The sequence below is a fragment of the Lysinibacillus sp. NPDC096418 genome (assembly GCF_044762775.1).
Classification (GTDB): domain Bacteria; phylum Bacillota; class Bacilli; order Bacillales_A; family Planococcaceae; genus Lysinibacillus.
The window spans coordinates 51,178-68,103 of record NZ_JBIWEY010000014.1; the positions used below are offsets into that span (position 1 = coordinate 51,178).

Annotated in this window: 18 protein-coding genes; 4 read left to right on the forward strand and 14 right to left on the reverse strand. The window is 38.9% G+C overall.

All coding sequences use genetic code 11. From position 1 onward, the window contains the following. Positions 1–40: 40 nt before the first annotated feature. The 3 genes from ACIQZG_RS12445 to ACIQZG_RS12455 form a co-directional block, all read right to left on the reverse strand. A complete protein-coding gene (locus ACIQZG_RS12445) occupies positions 41–994 on the reverse strand; it encodes a nuclease-related domain-containing protein (RefSeq protein WP_402755508.1) in 954 nt (317 codons plus the stop codon). Between the two features lie 242 nt (positions 995–1,236). Then, entirely contained in the window at positions 1,237–2,070 is an 834-nt protein-coding gene (locus tag ACIQZG_RS12450; RefSeq protein WP_402755509.1) for a flagellin N-terminal helical domain-containing protein, read from the reverse strand. Between the two features lie 216 nt (positions 2,071–2,286). Continuing rightward, positions 2,287–2,760, reverse strand: a complete 474-nt coding sequence (locus ACIQZG_RS12455; protein ID WP_402755510.1) for a transcriptional regulator — start codon at positions 2,758–2,760, stop codon at positions 2,287–2,289. 161 nt (positions 2,761–2,921) lie between these two features. Between ACIQZG_RS12455 and ACIQZG_RS12460 the strand changes: the two genes are divergently transcribed. Continuing rightward, on the forward strand, positions 2,922–4,496 hold the full coding sequence (locus ACIQZG_RS12460; protein ID WP_402755511.1) for a hypothetical protein: 1,575 nt from the start codon (positions 2,922–2,924) through the stop codon (positions 4,494–4,496). Continuing rightward, complete coding sequence (locus ACIQZG_RS12465; RefSeq protein WP_402755512.1) at positions 4,493–7,267, forward strand: DEAD/DEAH box helicase; 2,775 nt, start codon at positions 4,493–4,495, stop codon at positions 7,265–7,267. The genes ACIQZG_RS12460 and ACIQZG_RS12465 overlap by 4 nt, the downstream gene beginning before the upstream one ends. A 257-nt stretch (positions 7,268–7,524) precedes the next feature. Here ACIQZG_RS12465 and ssb read toward each other — a convergent pair whose 3' ends face one another. Beyond that, on the reverse strand, positions 7,525–7,950 hold the full coding sequence (ssb, locus tag ACIQZG_RS12470) for a single-stranded DNA-binding protein (protein WP_402755513.1): 426 nt from the start codon (positions 7,948–7,950) through the stop codon (positions 7,525–7,527). Positions 7,951–8,198: 248 nt separating this feature from the next. Between ssb and ACIQZG_RS12475 the strand changes: the two genes are divergently transcribed. Continuing rightward, positions 8,199–8,624: a YwpF family protein gene (locus ACIQZG_RS12475; RefSeq protein WP_402755514.1), complete on the forward strand. Its 426-nt coding sequence runs from the start codon at positions 8,199–8,201 to the stop codon at positions 8,622–8,624. Positions 8,625–8,726: 102 nt separating this feature from the next. Then, positions 8,727–9,701, forward strand: coding sequence for a nuclease-related domain-containing protein (locus ACIQZG_RS12480; RefSeq protein ID WP_402755515.1), 975 nt, complete (start codon positions 8,727–8,729; stop codon positions 9,699–9,701). Between the two features lie 259 nt (positions 9,702–9,960). Here the strand turns inward: ACIQZG_RS12480 and ACIQZG_RS12485 are convergent, their stop codons facing one another. The 10 genes from ACIQZG_RS12485 to spoIID all read right to left on the reverse strand — a co-directional run bounded on the left by ACIQZG_RS12485 (position 9,961) and on the right by spoIID (position 16,885). Next, positions 9,961–10,311: a hypothetical protein gene (locus ACIQZG_RS12485; protein ID WP_402755516.1), complete on the reverse strand. Its 351-nt coding sequence runs from the start codon at positions 10,309–10,311 to the stop codon at positions 9,961–9,963. Positions 10,312–10,440: 129 nt separating this feature from the next. Then, positions 10,441–10,824, reverse strand: a complete 384-nt coding sequence (locus ACIQZG_RS12490; RefSeq protein WP_402755517.1) for a hypothetical protein — start codon at positions 10,822–10,824, stop codon at positions 10,441–10,443. A 104-nt stretch (positions 10,825–10,928) separates the two neighbouring features. Next, positions 10,929–11,372: a 3-hydroxyacyl-ACP dehydratase FabZ gene (gene fabZ, locus ACIQZG_RS12495; protein ID WP_402755518.1), complete on the reverse strand. Its 444-nt coding sequence runs from the start codon at positions 11,370–11,372 to the stop codon at positions 10,929–10,931. Between the two features lie 59 nt (positions 11,373–11,431). Beyond that, positions 11,432–11,716, reverse strand: a complete 285-nt coding sequence (locus ACIQZG_RS12500) for a DNA-directed RNA polymerase subunit beta (protein WP_402755519.1) — start codon at positions 11,714–11,716, stop codon at positions 11,432–11,434. Between the two features lie 128 nt (positions 11,717–11,844). Then, positions 11,845–12,684, reverse strand: a complete 840-nt coding sequence (locus ACIQZG_RS12505) for a flagellar hook-basal body protein (RefSeq protein WP_402755520.1) — start codon at positions 12,682–12,684, stop codon at positions 11,845–11,847. Positions 12,685–12,708: 24 nt separating this feature from the next. Then, the gene (locus ACIQZG_RS12510; protein WP_402755521.1) at positions 12,709–13,530 is read right to left on the reverse strand and encodes a flagellar hook-basal body protein; all 822 of its coding nucleotides are present in this window, start codon (positions 13,528–13,530) and stop codon (positions 12,709–12,711) included. 99 nt (positions 13,531–13,629) lie between these two features. Further along, positions 13,630–14,625, reverse strand: coding sequence for a rod shape-determining protein (gene mreB / locus ACIQZG_RS12515; protein ID WP_402755522.1), 996 nt, complete (start codon positions 14,623–14,625; stop codon positions 13,630–13,632). A 197-nt stretch (positions 14,626–14,822) separates the two neighbouring features. Further along, complete coding sequence (locus tag ACIQZG_RS12520; RefSeq protein WP_010858004.1) at positions 14,823–15,083, reverse strand: sporulation transcriptional regulator SpoIIID; 261 nt, start codon at positions 15,081–15,083, stop codon at positions 14,823–14,825. Positions 15,084–15,246: 163 nt separating this feature from the next. Then, entirely contained in the window at positions 15,247–15,912 is a 666-nt protein-coding gene (locus ACIQZG_RS12525) for a peptidoglycan DD-metalloendopeptidase family protein (protein ID WP_402755523.1), read from the reverse strand. A 37-nt stretch (positions 15,913–15,949) separates the two neighbouring features. Continuing rightward, positions 15,950–16,885 carry a stage II sporulation protein D gene (spoIID, locus tag ACIQZG_RS12530; RefSeq protein ID WP_402755524.1) on the reverse strand — a complete coding sequence of 312 codons (936 nt, stop codon included), beginning with the start codon at positions 16,883–16,885 and terminating at the stop codon, positions 15,950–15,952. Positions 16,886–16,926 lie beyond the last annotated feature (41 nt).

Here is a 16,926-nt window from a genome sequence, read left to right on the forward strand (position 1 = left end):
GGCGGTGATCCGAAGTCTATCGGCTATTTTCACACTTCTTTCAGCGATGTCTATATAAGCTGGATAAATGGTACTTCCTATACTTACCAGAACCACTTCGTTTCGCACAAGATTTTTGCAAAATACGCTTTGCCACATCAGGACTATCAATATTCAAAAAATAACGACAATCCCGATTCGTTATCGTGCCACCAACTAGCATATAGTAATCACGTAATGCTCCCACATGTGCATGTGGATTTACATGCTGACACTTCTTACAATACCAACCCTTTTTTAGCTTTTGCATACCGAACTGACCACAATTTTCGCAAAGAATTCCTTTATGCAGGTCCCTCTGTTCGATGTTATAGTAGTCACATAGTGGAAATGGCTTTCGATCTCGTATATGTTTCAAGATTATGCGCGTGATTTCATTTACCGATTGCTTGTATTTTCCCCCGGAAAGCTTATGAAAATACAGCGGCAACTCTTTTCCCATTAATATCGGCAAGCCATCTCCCTCATGATAAATAGTCGCATTATTAAATGGAAAAACTATAGCACCATAGATCGGCATTGAAATATGATGCGTCTCAAAAAATTGATGCATCGCTTGCATATACTGCTCAAGTTGCACCTCTGGATGAGTAAACACAGTGGTATCCCCTTTTTCTGTTGTACGAATTAGTTGACGAGGATTATTTTTGAAACGAACTTGACCTCGAATATTTTTGATTTCTAATAGAATAATCCCGTTTGGTGTAACAACGAGAATGTCGATTTGCATAGGAAGTGTAGTGGGAAGTATCACATTGTGGAGTGCGTGGAAGTCTTGTAGTGATGAAAAACTTTCTAGAATTCGCATGATATAATGCTCGCCGAAATCACCCGCTTCTTTTATTTTCAATTCTTGTTGAAGCCTTTCAAACTGCGGATGTGTCGGGGGCAAACGCATAATTAGTGCTCGAAACCCTAGTATGAATGGTGATGACGTGAATGGCTTGACAATCAATAACATCACTCCTTAACAAGATTTAATGTTAGATAAAATAGGGTGTTCTAAATTAAAAGTTTGTTCATTTTTTCTATAACTTTTCCCATAGAGTAGCTATTTCAAAAGTGTTAACAGCGAGATTTTCCAAATCGATAAACAACTTAATTATAGATAAGTGTCACTTCGCTTATAACCGCTGATTTTTTCACTTAATTATTAATTAAGTTGTATATCAAATTTAGGAATTTTTATAAATTGAATTATTTCCTCCCACTATCCAACAACATTAAAACCGAATGCGCTTGATTCATATGCATCGCCATTGCATATTGACTTGCCTGCAATAAAATTTGTGCCTTCACCATGTTCATCATTTCTTTCGCGATATCTGCATCACGGATACGGGATTCAGCTTCCGCTAAATTTTCCGCAGCGTTCACGGTTGCATTGTATGCGTGCTCTAAACGATTGTGGTAAGCACCAAGCCGCGAACGTTCACTCGACACCAACTTCAAAGCATTGTCCATCGTAGAAATAGCTTTGTCTGCATCCTCACGTGTAGCAATCGACACTGTATCATCAAGACCAAGCGCTCCCGCACCCATACCATTAATGAACAACTCAATCGTCTGCCCTGCATTTGCCCCCGCTTGAATCTTAAGTCCATCTGTTGAATAATCTCCATTCAACAATGTTTTTTTGTTAAACTCCGTATCTTTTGATATACGCTGGATTTCTTTTTTTAGCTCTTGGAACTCTAGATTTAGAAGTTCACGGTCACTATCTGTCAACGTATCATTAGCCGCTTGAATCGACAATTCGCGCATTCTTTGTATTATGGCGTGCGTTTCATTGAGAGCACCTTCTGCCGTTTGAACCAATGAAATACCATCTTGAATGTTTTTCGCAGCCATATTCAACCCACGAATCTGCGACCGCATTTTTTCAGAAATTGCTAGACCCGCTGGATCATCTGCTGCACTATTAATGCGATAACCCGTCGATATTCGTAAAAGTGCTTTATTCATCGCATTATAATGCCGATTCATATTATTTAATATAGTCATCCCTGTTGCCGACCATTTCCCAAGCATCTCCCCACATCCTTTATATTACATATTTTGGTTTATATCGGTTCTAATACGAACTATTGCAGACTGTTTTATCAGCGGACACCAATTTTTTAACAATCACTTTCTAGATTTCAGCACTCATACCCGTAGCCTAGGATAACCCCCAAATTTAAATTTAGATAAAAACACCCTTTTTCTCTCATTAGGAAAAGGGTGCTTGTTAGATATATCGTGTATTCAATTTTCGAAACCTCCGAGTTGAATGTTTCTTTGTTGTAGTAATTCGTAGAACAGTGCTTCATCACGATTTAATAGTGCTCGATCAATTAGATAATCAACGTTTTTTTCTTCGATTTCTGCCATCAGCTGATCAATTTCGTTGACCGGTACAGCGGAATGTATCGGTTCAGGTAGTTTCGGTGTTGCGCCTTCAAGTATTGGTACAAGGTGTTCATGAACATTTGTAATCAGTAAGAGCTGATAGAGAGGTAGTCGAATGAATCGGTTCCCTTTTTGAAATACAAATACCTCAGATAGGTTTTCGATTTGTTGCGTATGCAGATTGATAATCATTTCTTTACCTTCAATGGGAATGAAGTGAAAAATTTCATCATCTTTTAAAATCGAAAAATATTGATAGGCAAAGACTAGACGCAGCTTTTCTCCTGTTACTTTTGTATAAAACGGTTTCATATATTGAACGTGCATCATTTTTCATCCCTCCTATTTATCTGATTATTCAGATTTTAACATATAAAAAATTTTTTGTTAACACGCTTTTCCACTATTTTCATATTTCTAATCATTCGACTTATCATGCGCCGATTTTAAACGTATAATGGAGAGACAGTCTTTTTTTTGGAGGAGAGGTTTTGGCTTTGTCTATTTCACAATTGGCTAAGGAACATCAACAATTTATATTCGCAAAATTGAAGGAGGCTGAGCAACATCTACACCCATCCTCTACGGAAGACGAGGAGCTCGTGCGTCGTGCTGTTTTTTCAGTACGTAATAAATCAGTTGCATTTGAACGCTTCAATCCAACGACTTCTATATTATATGCAATCGTGCAGGATGTAAGACCAGCTTCACTAGAAATTGATTTTGCTCGTGAAACATTAACGTGTAATTGCCCACAGGAAAAATGGTGTCGCCACAAGGTCGGAGCATTGCTTGCACTTTATCAATATTTCGATTCTGTGCAAAATTGGTCTGCAACGTGGCGGGCGCAAAAATCAGTACAATTGAAAACACTTGCTGATGAACGTAGTCCTGAAAGCTGGCAAGCAATGGCTGATGAAGTCATGAAACGCCTACTTCCGCCGGGGCGCGTTCTTGAAGGTTACGGATTATCTGCGATTCGGACAGATGCATTAGAACGCCTTCGCCGGCACATGCCCTTTGAACGAGAATGGCAACCACTCTATAAATTATTTATGGAATTGACGATACTCAATACGATTTGGCGCCATTTAAATGAAACACCGGGCCATCCTTTGGATACACATTATATGAAATATTTCATAGAACAATGCATACATGGGCTAGAAGATACATTTAGTGAGTTTAATGCACGCTCTCGTCTCTTTGCAACGGACCCTTTCTATGACACATTGCAGCTAATCACTCGAGAGTTTTTAGTAGAGCGACAAGACCTTTTTGCAAACCGTCTACAAATCTATATGCTACTTTGGGCTGTGATTTTTTATGAAAAGCCCCGCCGCGAAAAGGAATTAGAAGCAATGCTAGCGTTAGAAAAGGACAATTCTGACGTATCTTTTCATGCGGTTAAGCTCATGTTTTATGTATTATTGCAAAAAGAACAGTTATTGCAATCTAATATGACTAAAATTTCTATCGATAATATGTTTGATTTATTTGAACTTGCTCTTTTTGCAAAAAGAGCGGGTGAGCTGGCTTCACTTACAACTATTTTACGTGCCATGTTGCCATTGCTAACTCCCTTTTTACAAGAGGTTGTTCCAGTTGCACAGCGAGCGCAATATGTGCGGAATTTACAGAACCTTTATGAAGAAATCACGTTAACGGAAGACGAGGAAGCTTCTCTTTACAGCGCATTCGGTATGCACGGGTTACAGCCATTTTCGTTCTTTCTAATAAAAATAGAACGTTACGAGGAATGGGCCGCCTTACACCAAGTAAACTTATCTTCGCTTTCTTATTTAGAAATGTGCGGATTAAAGGATGTCTTACAGGGAGCCCCGGCTACAGTTCTTCCCCTTTATCACGTTTATGCAATGACCGAGGTGGAACAAAAATCGCGTATGAATTATAAACAAGCCGTACGAATTTGGAAAAGTATGCGCAGTGCCGCAAAACGTGCTGGTAAAACGACCTATTTTGAAACGTATATGCACACAATTCGTGCAGAATTTAAACGTCTACGTGCTTTACAGGAAGAAATCGAGAAAGGAAACTTAGTATGATGACTTTAAGCAATGCCCCATCCTCTTTTATGAAGAAAATCAAACTCCATATCGAAGCAGTTCGTGATGGTTATTTTGCGGTGCAGGGCTTTACAGCGGGTGGCGTACCACTTGAAGCTGGTTCACTCATCTCGTCGCTTTTTTTCAAATACGAAGCGAATGTTTATGGCTTGCTCGCTAATCGTACCGAATTATCTGTAGAAGTATCTACCGCCGAATTACTGGACATCTTTTCGACTCGCTACCAACATCCTTTTATCGATTGGACTGGTATGGACGAAAACAGTAATACCTTATTAGAGCGGGTTGTAACTTTACAGCGTTATTGGCAAGAACCATCACTGTGGGAACACGCTGTTATTGCAGATGATTTTTCATCACTTACATTTAAGATTGATGACATTGACCACGTTTTGCTTGATGCCGCAGTGTCACAAAAGCTTATGAGTGCTGGACTTTTCATATCTGATTTACCCAAACTACTGCCATTTTTCTCTCGTGGAGGATGGCCGCTAGAGCAGGACCGCCAAACTGGAGCTGTGAAAGTATCACTTCGCTTAAGCGAACCAGAACCCGACGCTGATGTTTGGCTCCTTGAAACAGTCCTAAGCTCTGCCACGACCAAAACATATTGGACCCCAGCAGTTCGAAAGCGTATGTACCCGATACAAGATGTGTTACCTGCAAAATGGCAGGAGGACGCTTCAGAGATTGAAAAGCAGCAGACTCAAATTGTAGAGCTACTTTCAATAGAAGATGTCCGAAGTGACCAATTTATTTACCTGACACTTGAAGATTTAGAGGTGCGAGCGTTTTTACGTGAAGATTTAGCAAAACTTCAAGCACTTGGTTTTGATGTCGTACTGCCTGCTTGGCTAAAAGATTTAAAACAGTCTAAAATGCATGTACGTGTAAGTACTGGAAATGTTGCGACAAAAAAAGTTGCTGGACTCGATGATATTTTGACATTCAAATGGCAATTTTCAATGAATGGTGAATCGATTTCAGCTGAGCAATTTAAAAAGCTGGTCGATGAAAAACGTGAATTTATCCGTATTGGTACAGAATGGTTCCGTGTTGACGCCAACTGGATGCAGGAAATGCGCGCACTTATGGAGCAAGCTGAGAATGAGAGCTGGACAGTACGCGAATTACTTTTCCGTGAAATGCCGGAAGATTTGTCCCCGCCTCTTGAAGAAGATGCAGATGACGCCATGCGAGATGATCCCTTATTTGCATTTGAACTACAAAAATCACTCAAATCTTATATGGATCAGCTACAAGAGAAAAAAGGCTTACCAGCTGTTCCTCCACCCGCTTCACTACAAGCGGAACTGCGGCCTTATCAGCAAGAAGGCTTTGAGTGGCTTGTCTTTATGCGAGAACAAAGCTTTGGTGCCTGCTTAGCCGATGATATGGGACTTGGTAAAACCGTACAGCTCATTTCGTATTTACTGCACGTATATGAGACATCTAACGCGACAGAGCCTACAATTATCATTTGTCCAACGTCTGTACTTGGTAACTGGCAAAAGGAATTAGCTCGTTTTGCACCATCATTAACAGTCTATACACATTATCAGGCAAATCGAGCAAAGGGTGAGGATTTCAGCCAGATTATCGAGCGAGAAATGCCACAAGTAATCCTTTCAACGTACGGCACAGTGTCACAAGATACTGAGTTTTTACAAGAAATCGACTGGACAACGGTTGTACTTGATGAAGCACAGAACATTAAAAATATGCAAACTTTGCAATCTCGAGCCATTCGTAAATTACATGGTGCTCATCATATTGCTTTAACAGGCACACCTGTTGAAAACCGTTTATCTGAGTTATGGGCTATTTTTGATTTTATTCATAAGGGCTATTTAGGAAGCTTTGGACGCTTTAACGAAGAATTCATCTTGCCAATTGAACGTGATGAATCCGATAAACATAAACAAAAACTACGTGCCAAAATTCAGCCGTTTTTACTGCGTCGAACAAAGCGAGATCCGCATTTGCAGCTTAATTTACCAGAAAAACAGGAGTCTCATGCATACTGTCCATTAACAACAGAACAAGCATCTTTATATGAGGGATATATTTTAGAAACATTAGATCAATTAGAGACATTAACTGGCCTTCAGAAAAAAGGCCGTGTGTTAAAAATGTTAAGTAAACTTAAACAGTTATGTAATCACCCTGCCCTGTATTTAAAGGAGCCGTTTGAGGATGCTACAACTATGCTTACACGATCTGTAAAATTAGAACGCATTGTGCATATGGCAGCAGAAATTGTGGACAATGGCGAACAGTGTTTAATATTCACCCAATATATCGGTATGGGGCAACTATTACAACATTGCTTTAGTGAATTATATAATGTGGATGTACCTTTTTTAACGGGTGCGATGCCAAAAGCACAGCGTGACCGATTAGTGGAGGCTTTCCAGGCGGGTGAGTTTCCGATTTTCATCTTGTCATTAAAAGCTGGTGGTACTGGTCTGAACTTAACAGCTGCAAATCACGTATTACATGCCGATCGCTGGTGGAATCCTGCTGTTGAAAACCAAGCAACGGACAGAGCCTATCGAATCGGGCAAACCCAATTTGTACAGGTCCATAAATTTGTAACAATTGGCACAATAGAAGAAAAAATCGATAAAATGTTAGCACAGAAATCTTTATTGTCAGAAGAACTGATTCAATCAAGTAAGTGGTTAACCGAACTCGATGATCATGAACTTCGTGATTTGATGACACTTGATTTTAATGTAAGAACTTAGAAAATATGCGCCAAGATGTGAACGATCTTGGCGCTCTTTTAGTTGGCAAATTTCATAGAACAATGTTTCTTCTTCCTACTTACTTCATTAATAATATTTAGTTGTGAGAAATGTTCATTGCTGTGCGGTCAACAGCAATGATGATGATATTTTTTAGCGCATCATTCCTTTCTCTTAGAGTCAATACGGTTCAAGTTTATAGGAGAGTGGCGGATCAGATAATTATAATACTTGCTCCGTATGTATAGCGTAGCCAGCTATACTATTGGTAAATTAACTTCCTCCTGCGGCAGTACAAAGTCCTTCAAGTGATCTTGTTCCTTTTGCGGTGGAAATACTGCATTATCGCTGTCACGTGGCTTTAACTTGTAAAACCGGACATCTTCTACGACTACTTCCGTAATGTATACTTTTGCACTTTTTTCATTTACAAACGATCGAGATTGGATCCTTCCATTTATACCAATTAACGATCCCTTCCCGCAATATCTAACAATATGCTCTGCCAGTCTTCCCCATACTGTACAAAGAATAAAATCAGCTTCAACTTCACCTCGGCTGTTTTTGAAATTACGGTTAATGGCTAAAGAAAAATGTGATTGTATACGATTTCCTGAAAGTTCGCGTAACACAGGATCTTTCGTTAATCTACCAACTAGTCCAACTTGATTTATACTGTTCACCCCCTCTGTTTTTGATTAATCTCATCCTACAAGATAACCTTAAGATATGGCAAAAGCCGATTTTTAATTTTTGCTTCAATTTCCGCAAGTAAAAATAATATTTGATGCATTTTATTTTTTATTATTCGGGTATTAAGCTCTTCAAATTCCTTACGACTGTAATAGGCAAAGAACTTTCACGAAATATTAAATTTCGGATTTTTTTATATGTTATACTTAAGCGAATGAGCGACTCAGGAGGACTCTTAATGAAAACATTTAAAATGCTTTCCTTTGACCTTGTCACTGAGGATGGTATGCAAAACTACCCACTTGTCGATGGCATTGTGATTAACCAAGAAAACAGTCATCAATCTTGGATTCTTGAGCTGTTTATCTCTCAAAAATACCATTCTATTTTTAATGAATTACTAGAAAAAAAAGCCGTCTTCGATGTTCGCGTCGTTATTTCATTCCCTGAAAATGATCCTGCTCCATTTCGAGTTGCAGTCCATACTATTCAAGAAATTGGAGATCATTTATCAGTTCTCTTAAAAGGTACTTTAAAGATAAAACGTTCGAAATATGCAGAGCAATTACTAGCTGAGCTACTTTCTGAAGGTATTTCAGTAGAAGAATTACTTAATCGCTTCTCACACGATATGAAGACGCGCCCAAAACTTAAAAATGATTGATTTATCCAAATAACGACACGTTAAATTTACGTGTCGTTATTTTTTCTGGACAAGTAGAAAATTTACTGTACAATTTGGTGTAAAAAATTAGGGGGATTCATCATGAGCTTTGATGTACGTAAAAAATCATTAAAATTGTTATGGCTGGAGGCTTTACAGCGGCGGTTAGTAGAAGGGGATTCTGCAACTAGCCATGATGCTGAACAATACCGAAGGCTCGATGCTGGTTTTGCTGGCGAAAAACGGATAGATCGTGAATGGCAGGAAATAATATGCCCATATACTTCTTTTATCATGCATAATTTAATACGCTACAATGCAGCAAATCATTCACACCAAGTGGATACCCTCTTTATTTGTAAGCATTTTATGTTGATTATGCAAATCAAAAACATTAGAGGTCGACTTGATTTTGACGAAGCAACACATCAATGCATCCGTACCAAAAGCGATGGAGCAATTGAAGGATTCCCTAATCCGATTACACAAATCCAACGGCATGCTCAATTTTTAAATACTATTCCTCAAAAGCCTTCTCTTCCTTGCGAATGTGCGATTATCTTCTCCAATCCATCTGCTATTATTGACAGACATCCGAATACTATTCCTATATTACATGCGGCCGGACTCCAACAGCATCTTAATTTGCTATTCAAAAAATATCCAAACCCTTGTTTAAAAGATGAACATGTAAGCGATTTTGTGCAAACATTGAGAGATCGACAGCAGCCACAACTTGCACCTTCTAAAATTTCCTCTTCTCGATTCCATCATGGTGTCCTCTGCCCAAATTGTCGATATAAACATAAAATGGTGCATTATCGCGGAACTTGGTTTTGTCCTAGTTGCAACTATAAAAATGCTGAGATTTTTGCTCAAGCATTTCAAGACTACCAATTATTAATTGGACTTACCATTACAAAAAGACAACTACGCGCTTTTTTCGGTGTTCATTCTAGCGATGCTGCAACCCGCCTACTGAAAAAATTTTACTTTCCAAGTACGGGTACATATAAAAATCGTGTATACCTTTTACCAGAAAATCTTTTAGAACATATGAAACCTTTTTTTAAATGAATTCTTCCCACTGAGCACATTTTGACTGATATCGCGGGGTTTCAATTTCTCCACGGGTTTTTCTTCTCTAAGAGTGTATTTCACCGCTTGCGCGGGTATTCACATTCTCTCCGAGCGTATTCACTACTTCTCAAACATATTCTCAATCATTCCACAAGTATTTCCTCTCCCAATCGTATTTTTATAAAAACAACAGAAAAGAGTGACCCCGTATTATGGAGTCACTCCCTAATCTCTAACGTGTATTTGCACTTACACGTTATCGCACTTCTACTTTTTCATCAACAACGTCATTAGTATCATTCACATTTGAACGATTGCCATTGACATCAACGTTATTATTCGGTGTTCTTACTTCTGGAACGACACCGTTTTCATTAACAGTACCATGTTCATTAACAGTTCCGTTTCTATCGACACCGTTAACATCACGATCATAGACATCACGATCATTTCCTGGCGTTACAGCATCCTCTACATCATCGACACCTCTACGAACGTCATTGCCTAAATCATTCATTGGGGTTTCATCAGCTGCTCGATTTCCCCAGTTACAGCCACCCAAGAACATAGTAGCAAGTATCATTGTGAAAAGTGGAATTTTCCACATAAAAAAACCTCCTTTCTCCTTTATAATCTATGTCACACAATACAAATGCCAAATATGAATGACTGTGTATTTGTGATCCTACATAGATTGCCCGAGAAAAGAGGGAAATATCCGACTTTCTTTAAAAAACTACTTTTGTTTTTCTTTTAAAAGTTGTTCGATATAGGCTGCTTCTGCTTTACAAGCGTAGCTATAATCAGTACCAAGCTCTTTTTGTAGTGCCTCAATCGTTTCGATCTGTTTTGCTGTCGGTTCTTCATTTAAAATTTTTGCAATTACTTCGTCAATTTTTCTCGCCATCTCTTCATGGAATTCGGAACTCATTAAAATTTCTGTTGGAATTTTTTCTACCCAAGCTGCATTTTCTTGAAAATATGCTTGCCAGCTTGCAATGAAATCTTCCATTGAAAATCGTTCGCCATCCCAACCAATACTTGCTAAATATGATTCAAAAGATGTAGAAATTGAACGTGTAATGCTAATTTTAACCCCTGAAGACAATTGCTTATACATCTAATATAATCCTCCTACATTTTAAAGCCTAAAATTACCTATAGTCATAAATACCGAAATTCTTTAACCTTACCATTTTAAATCCTTTATCCTATAAATGCAAATCAGCCCTGTTTCGGTTGCTCAGGTCCAATCGCAAATAAAATATCTACTTCACACGCAAGTTCACCGTCGACAGTCGCAATGCCGTGACCTTTACCCATAGAACCACGTAATTTAACAAATTCCACTTCTAATCGAAGCTGATCACCTGGCACCACTTGACGTTTAATACGACAATTATCAATACCTGTTAAAAATACGATACGTCCTTTAAACTGTTCTGCATTTAATAACGCGACACCACCGACTTGAGCTAGAGCCTCTATGATTAATACACCTGGCATAACAGGATAACCTGGAAAATGTCCATTAAAAAATTCTTCGTTTATCGATACATTTTTTAAACCAACTGCTCGTTTCCCTTCTTCTAATTCAAGAATACGATCCACTAATAAAAACGGATAACGATGCGGTAAAATTGCTTGAATCTGTTCTACTGTTAACATTCCTTTTCCCCCTAAAAGTATGTATTTATGTGAAAAGAAAAGTATGGTAAAGAATATTTCTACTCTTTACCATTCATTATGTCAAAAATATGCTGCCATGTTTCTACTTTTAAGACATCCAATGCTTTTCCTTCACCAATCACGCTATAACCAACCATCGCACCTACGACAGCAGCAACTACAACTAAAATGAGAACAAGTACGACACGTAACCAAATCGGAATCAATCGTATTTGCACCCATCGAACTTCCTGTTGCTCTCCGTTCGAACGGCTTCTCTCCCCTTTTGGTTGCGTTTCAGTTGTACGTGTCGGCACTGAACGGCGTCGTGAAATGTTTGTCATAAATTGTACTCCTTCATACTTAATCAATTACGCCTTTGCATAACTGCGTCCAGATTTTGAATTGTGCGAGCACAATTCAAAGCCTGCGATATCCGACGGAGACTTTAGCATGAAAAAATGAGCACAGTCTATCGGATACCATTGATTAGCCCTAACATTTGGTCTGCTAATGTCACAGCTCTTGCATTAAATTGATAAGAACGCTGTGTTTGCATTAGATCTGTCATCTCTTTCGATAAATCCACGTTAGACATTTCAAGCATACCACTTTGCAAGCCAATTTGCTGACGATTTGCTCCCTGCATATCTATCAGTACGTCTGCTTCTGTGTACCCAAGCTCTGCTAAATTATTCGGTAACCCTACGTATGTACCAGAAATATGCTCCAACACTTGTGGTTTTTGGAACTCTGTTACTGCTAGATCTGTACGAATAATATCTCCATTCGCATATGTTGCTTCTAATGTACCACCTTCGCGTACAGTAAATCCAGTTACATTTCCTGGTAGTGTAATTGCTTGTCCAGTTGCATCTGCAACTGGATAACCATCTGCATTCACGACCATCACTGTACCATTATTTAATGGAGATACATAGAAATCGCCTTGACGTGTATATACCGTTTGTGTACCGTTTTCACCATTTGGCATTAAAATATTAAAGAATTGCTTTGGTTTATTGAAAGCTAAATCAAGCCCACGGTCTGTATTTTGTAATGACCCTTGTGTATGATTAGTTTGAATTTGACCAAGCTTAGCACCGACACCATAACGGATACCAACAGGCGTTTGACGCTGTGCTGGATCTAATTTATCGTTGTTGAATTGCTGATATAGCATTTCATTAAAAGTCGATTCCTTTGTTTTATAGCCATGTGTATTACTATTAGCAATATTATTACTTATCGTATCGAGCTTACTTTGCAATTGTCCCATTGTATTTGTTGCGGTAATCATTGTACGTAGCATTCGAAAACGCCTCCCTAACGCTTATTATACTTTCCCGATCTCATTCACAGCTTTTTCCATACTACGGTCATATGCTTGTAAGACTTTTTGGTTTGCCTCAAATGCACGATATGCCGTCATTAAATCTGTCATCGTACGTGACGAATCTACATTGGATCCTTCTAGGAAATTTTGACGTAGTGTAAAATTCACACCAGCTGCACCGTAAGCGTTTGGTAAATCCTCACCATCCTGCGTGCGAAGTAAGCCATTATCCTGCTTTTGTAATACATTTGGATTCGCTGCATACGATACGCCCACACGCGCCACCTGCTGATTATTCACGTAAATCGCACCGTCTTGATCTAATTGGAAATCATCATTTGGCAACTGAATACGTTGGCCAGCATCTGATAACACGTATAGCCCTTGTGGATTCACTAAATAACCTTGACCATCTAACGTAAAGTTCCCGTTACGTGAATAAGCTTCGCCGCCCTCTGGATGCTCTAAGCGGAAGAAAATAGAACCCGTTACGCCATCTTCATTTTGCGGTAAATAGCCATCAATTAATGCCATATCCGTTGTGAAATTAGTGCTATAAATTTGACCTTGCACATAGTTAGGCAATGTTTCTTGCATATAAACACCTGTACTTAGCGCACCAACCGGATTCATAGATTGTTGATTTGCAGGGGCATTTGTTTTCCCAACACTAGACATCAACATATCCGGGAATGAACGAATTGAAGACTGATCTGCTTTAAATCCTGGTGTATTGGCATTTGCTAAGTTATTTGATAGTAATTCTGTTCTTCTTTGTTGAGCTATCATACCTGTTGCTACTGTATAAAACCCTTTAAACATAGGAATCACCTCGTCTTATTTTTCGGATGTCTTGGCAAAGGCACAACCTCTCAAACTGAAAAAAGATTGGCAAAGCTAGACGGGCTCGTTATTTTTTTCTTATAGAGCTGAAGGTGCACGATCAATATTTTCAAGCATAATGCCTGTCCCAATTGCCACACAGTCCATCGGGTGCTCTGCTATAAATACTGGTACCTTTAACTCTTCAATAAGTAATTGATCAACACCGTGAAGTAATGCGCCTCCACCGGTAATGATAACACCACGATCAATAATATCTGCCGATAGTTCTGGTGGCGTTTTTTCTAGTACATTTTTTGCAGATTGCACAATCATTGCAACCGACTCATGTAGTGCATGTTCAATTTCATCGGAATGAATCGTAATTGTACGTGGTAGACCTGTTACCATATCACGGCCTCGAATGTCCATAGAGTCGTTGCGGCCACCCTTAAATACAGTACCAATCGTCATTTTTATCGCTTCCGCTGTACGCTCACCAATAAGTAATTTATATTCTTTTTTAATATATTGTAAAATATCATTGTCAAACACGTCACCAGCAACTTTAATGGACTCACTTGTGACGATATCGCCCATTGATAGCACTGCAACATCCGTTGTACCACCACCGATATCTACGACCATATTGCCACTCGGTTGGAAAATATCCATGCCTGCACCAATGGCAGCTACTTTTGGTTCTTCCTCTAAGTATACTTTTTTACCACCAGACTTTTCAGCCGCTTCACGAATTGCCTTTTGCTCGACACTCGTAATATTGGTTGGACAGCATATTAAAATACGTGGCTTCGAAAAAAAGCCCTTTAAATCTAATTTATTGATAAAGTGGCTTAGCATTGCTTCTGTTACGTCAAAATCAGCAATGACCCCATCACGTAATGGGCGTATTGCTGTAATATTACCGGGCGTACGTCCTACCATTTGACGAGCCTCTTCCCCTACAGCTAATACTTTATTTGTTTTTTTATCAATTGCCACTACAGATGGTTCATTCAGGACAATTCCTTTACCTTTAACGTGGATTAATACGTTCGCAGTTCCTAAGTCAATGCCAATATCTTTTGAAAACATTCAAATTTCTCCTTCCACCAGTTCCAACTACATAACGTTCGATTTTATCTATTTATCTAGAATATTTTATCACAAGAGACTGGTAATTTCACCTAAATTTCGATGAATATCCTTACTATGTATAAAGTTATAAACCCTTTTTCCTATATTGTGTCCAAAGTGACGAAAAGTATTTAAAAAAGCAAAAAAAGAACGAATCATTCTTGACTCGCCCTTTCTTTCCATTTGTTCTTCGTTGCCTCTCCTCCACGAATATGGCGTACGGCCTTGTGGTAGGCAAGAATTTCTTTTACTTGCTCGGCTAATCCTTCGTGAATTGTTGGTAATCTTTCTGTCAGATCTTTGTGAACCGTACTTTTCGAATAACCTGTCATTTTCGCGAGGACACGCACAGTTTCACGCGTCTCAATCAATAATTCACCGAGGCGAATGCAGCGCTTCCGAATGTGCTCGTGCACGTTCTTCGTCCTTTCCACAAAATTTCACAAAATGGCTTGGGCATTTGAAGCTCGCCTGCGCATTTCTTCACCTTATGTAAGGATAAAGCTATTCAGAACATAAATTGCATATTACGAGTGAATTCGCCTTGGTGTCTTGCTGATATCAGCCGAGATTTCCCCTCTATTCAGAAGGTGTAAAAGCTAATAATTTTTTAGGATTTACATAGGCTCCATTTTCTAGCACTTCAAAATGCATATGAACGCCTGCAGTCGGATTCCATTGGTTGTCTGTTGAAGTAGCAATCTGTTGTCCTTGTGTTATCTGATCACCCTTTTTAACTAAGATGTCCTTCACAGAGCTATAATGTGTTTGCATGCCATTTGGATGCTCTAACATAATCTTGTTGCCCGTAAACTCATCTAGTTTTACATCTAGTACTTTACCACTCATCGCAGCTACAACTTCAAACTCTTCACCATTCATCGCAAGTGATACACCTGAAGATGTCGTAAATGATTGATTAAATACCATAAGGGCCTTTTCTCGCGATTTCGAATCAGCGTCTACTTCATAAAACTCTTGTAAAACTTGCACTTTATCGAAACTCTCTTCCTTAAATGGATACTTCATCGACTCTGTGCGTGCATTTGTTTCCACAACTGGGCCTGGCTCTACTTGTGCTACATCTGGTTGCGGTGCCACTTCAACTTTCGTTACGAGTGCATTATAACCAAATAACATCGCTGCTAACATTACAGCGCCTCCAGCATACACAGCTGGCCAAAACCAAGGTTTCTTCTGCCATTGTCCTTTTTGAGAAGGTTGACTATTTTTGTCTTCTCTCATTTTCATCACCTCTAGTTGCAGTGTAAACAACTAGTGATTATTTTAAACATGCATCTATTTTTTTTATTTCTATTTGTTGATAATAATAGTGTAAAATCTCTTTTGCCGTCTTTCCTTCACTCGCCATGGCTTCTGCGCCGTATTGGCTCATCCCTACTCCATGACCATAACCTTTTGTTAGCACTTGCACTTTCTGTGTATTCATATCGAATGTAAGTTTAAAATCTGTTGAAGGAAGTTGTAATAGTGTTCTAACTTCACGCCCTGCCCATACTCTATTTCCTAATTGAAGCTTTTCAACACGTCCAGAGGCATTTAAAGCGAGTTTAACGCGGTTGAAATCAATAGGCTGCCACTTTATATCCCACAAGGCATTCCATTCGTCTAATGTCCATTCTTGCATGGCTGCAAATTTTGGCGACATCTGATCAGACATACTCGCAACACTTTGTAAATATGCTAATTCATTACCACTATAACCGTAAGCACTTTCTGTTTTTCCATTACTTGTTGAATGAAACATAGCAGTAATTAATTCATTATTATATAGTAGTACTTGTCCTTTCGTTTCTTCTATAGCTTCGACAATTTTCTTCTCATTTCCCAGGAAATCTGAATCCCAATTGCTTTTTCTCTGAGTTTCATCATAATAAACCTGCCTAGCTACAGTTGGAGCAATTGCCTTCTCCCCATAATTTGTCGTTTTTAGTGCGTACGTACGTGCAGCGATAGCCTGCGCCTTTAATGCCTCTTTATGAAAGGAAACTGGCATTTCAGCTGCTACAACACCCGTAATGTATGTTTCAAGTGGAATCTTTTCAGGTTGACCTTCTACTTCAATCATTATCTCACAATTATCCTCTTTATCCTTTTTAGGGATTTCTTCTCCTTGTTTCTCACCAAGTGCCACAGGTAGTGCATATAATGCACCAACCAAACAAAAAACGCCAACTGTCATAATCCATTTTTTCATAAGAAATAATATGCTTTTTTCCATCAACATATGTGCAGTAA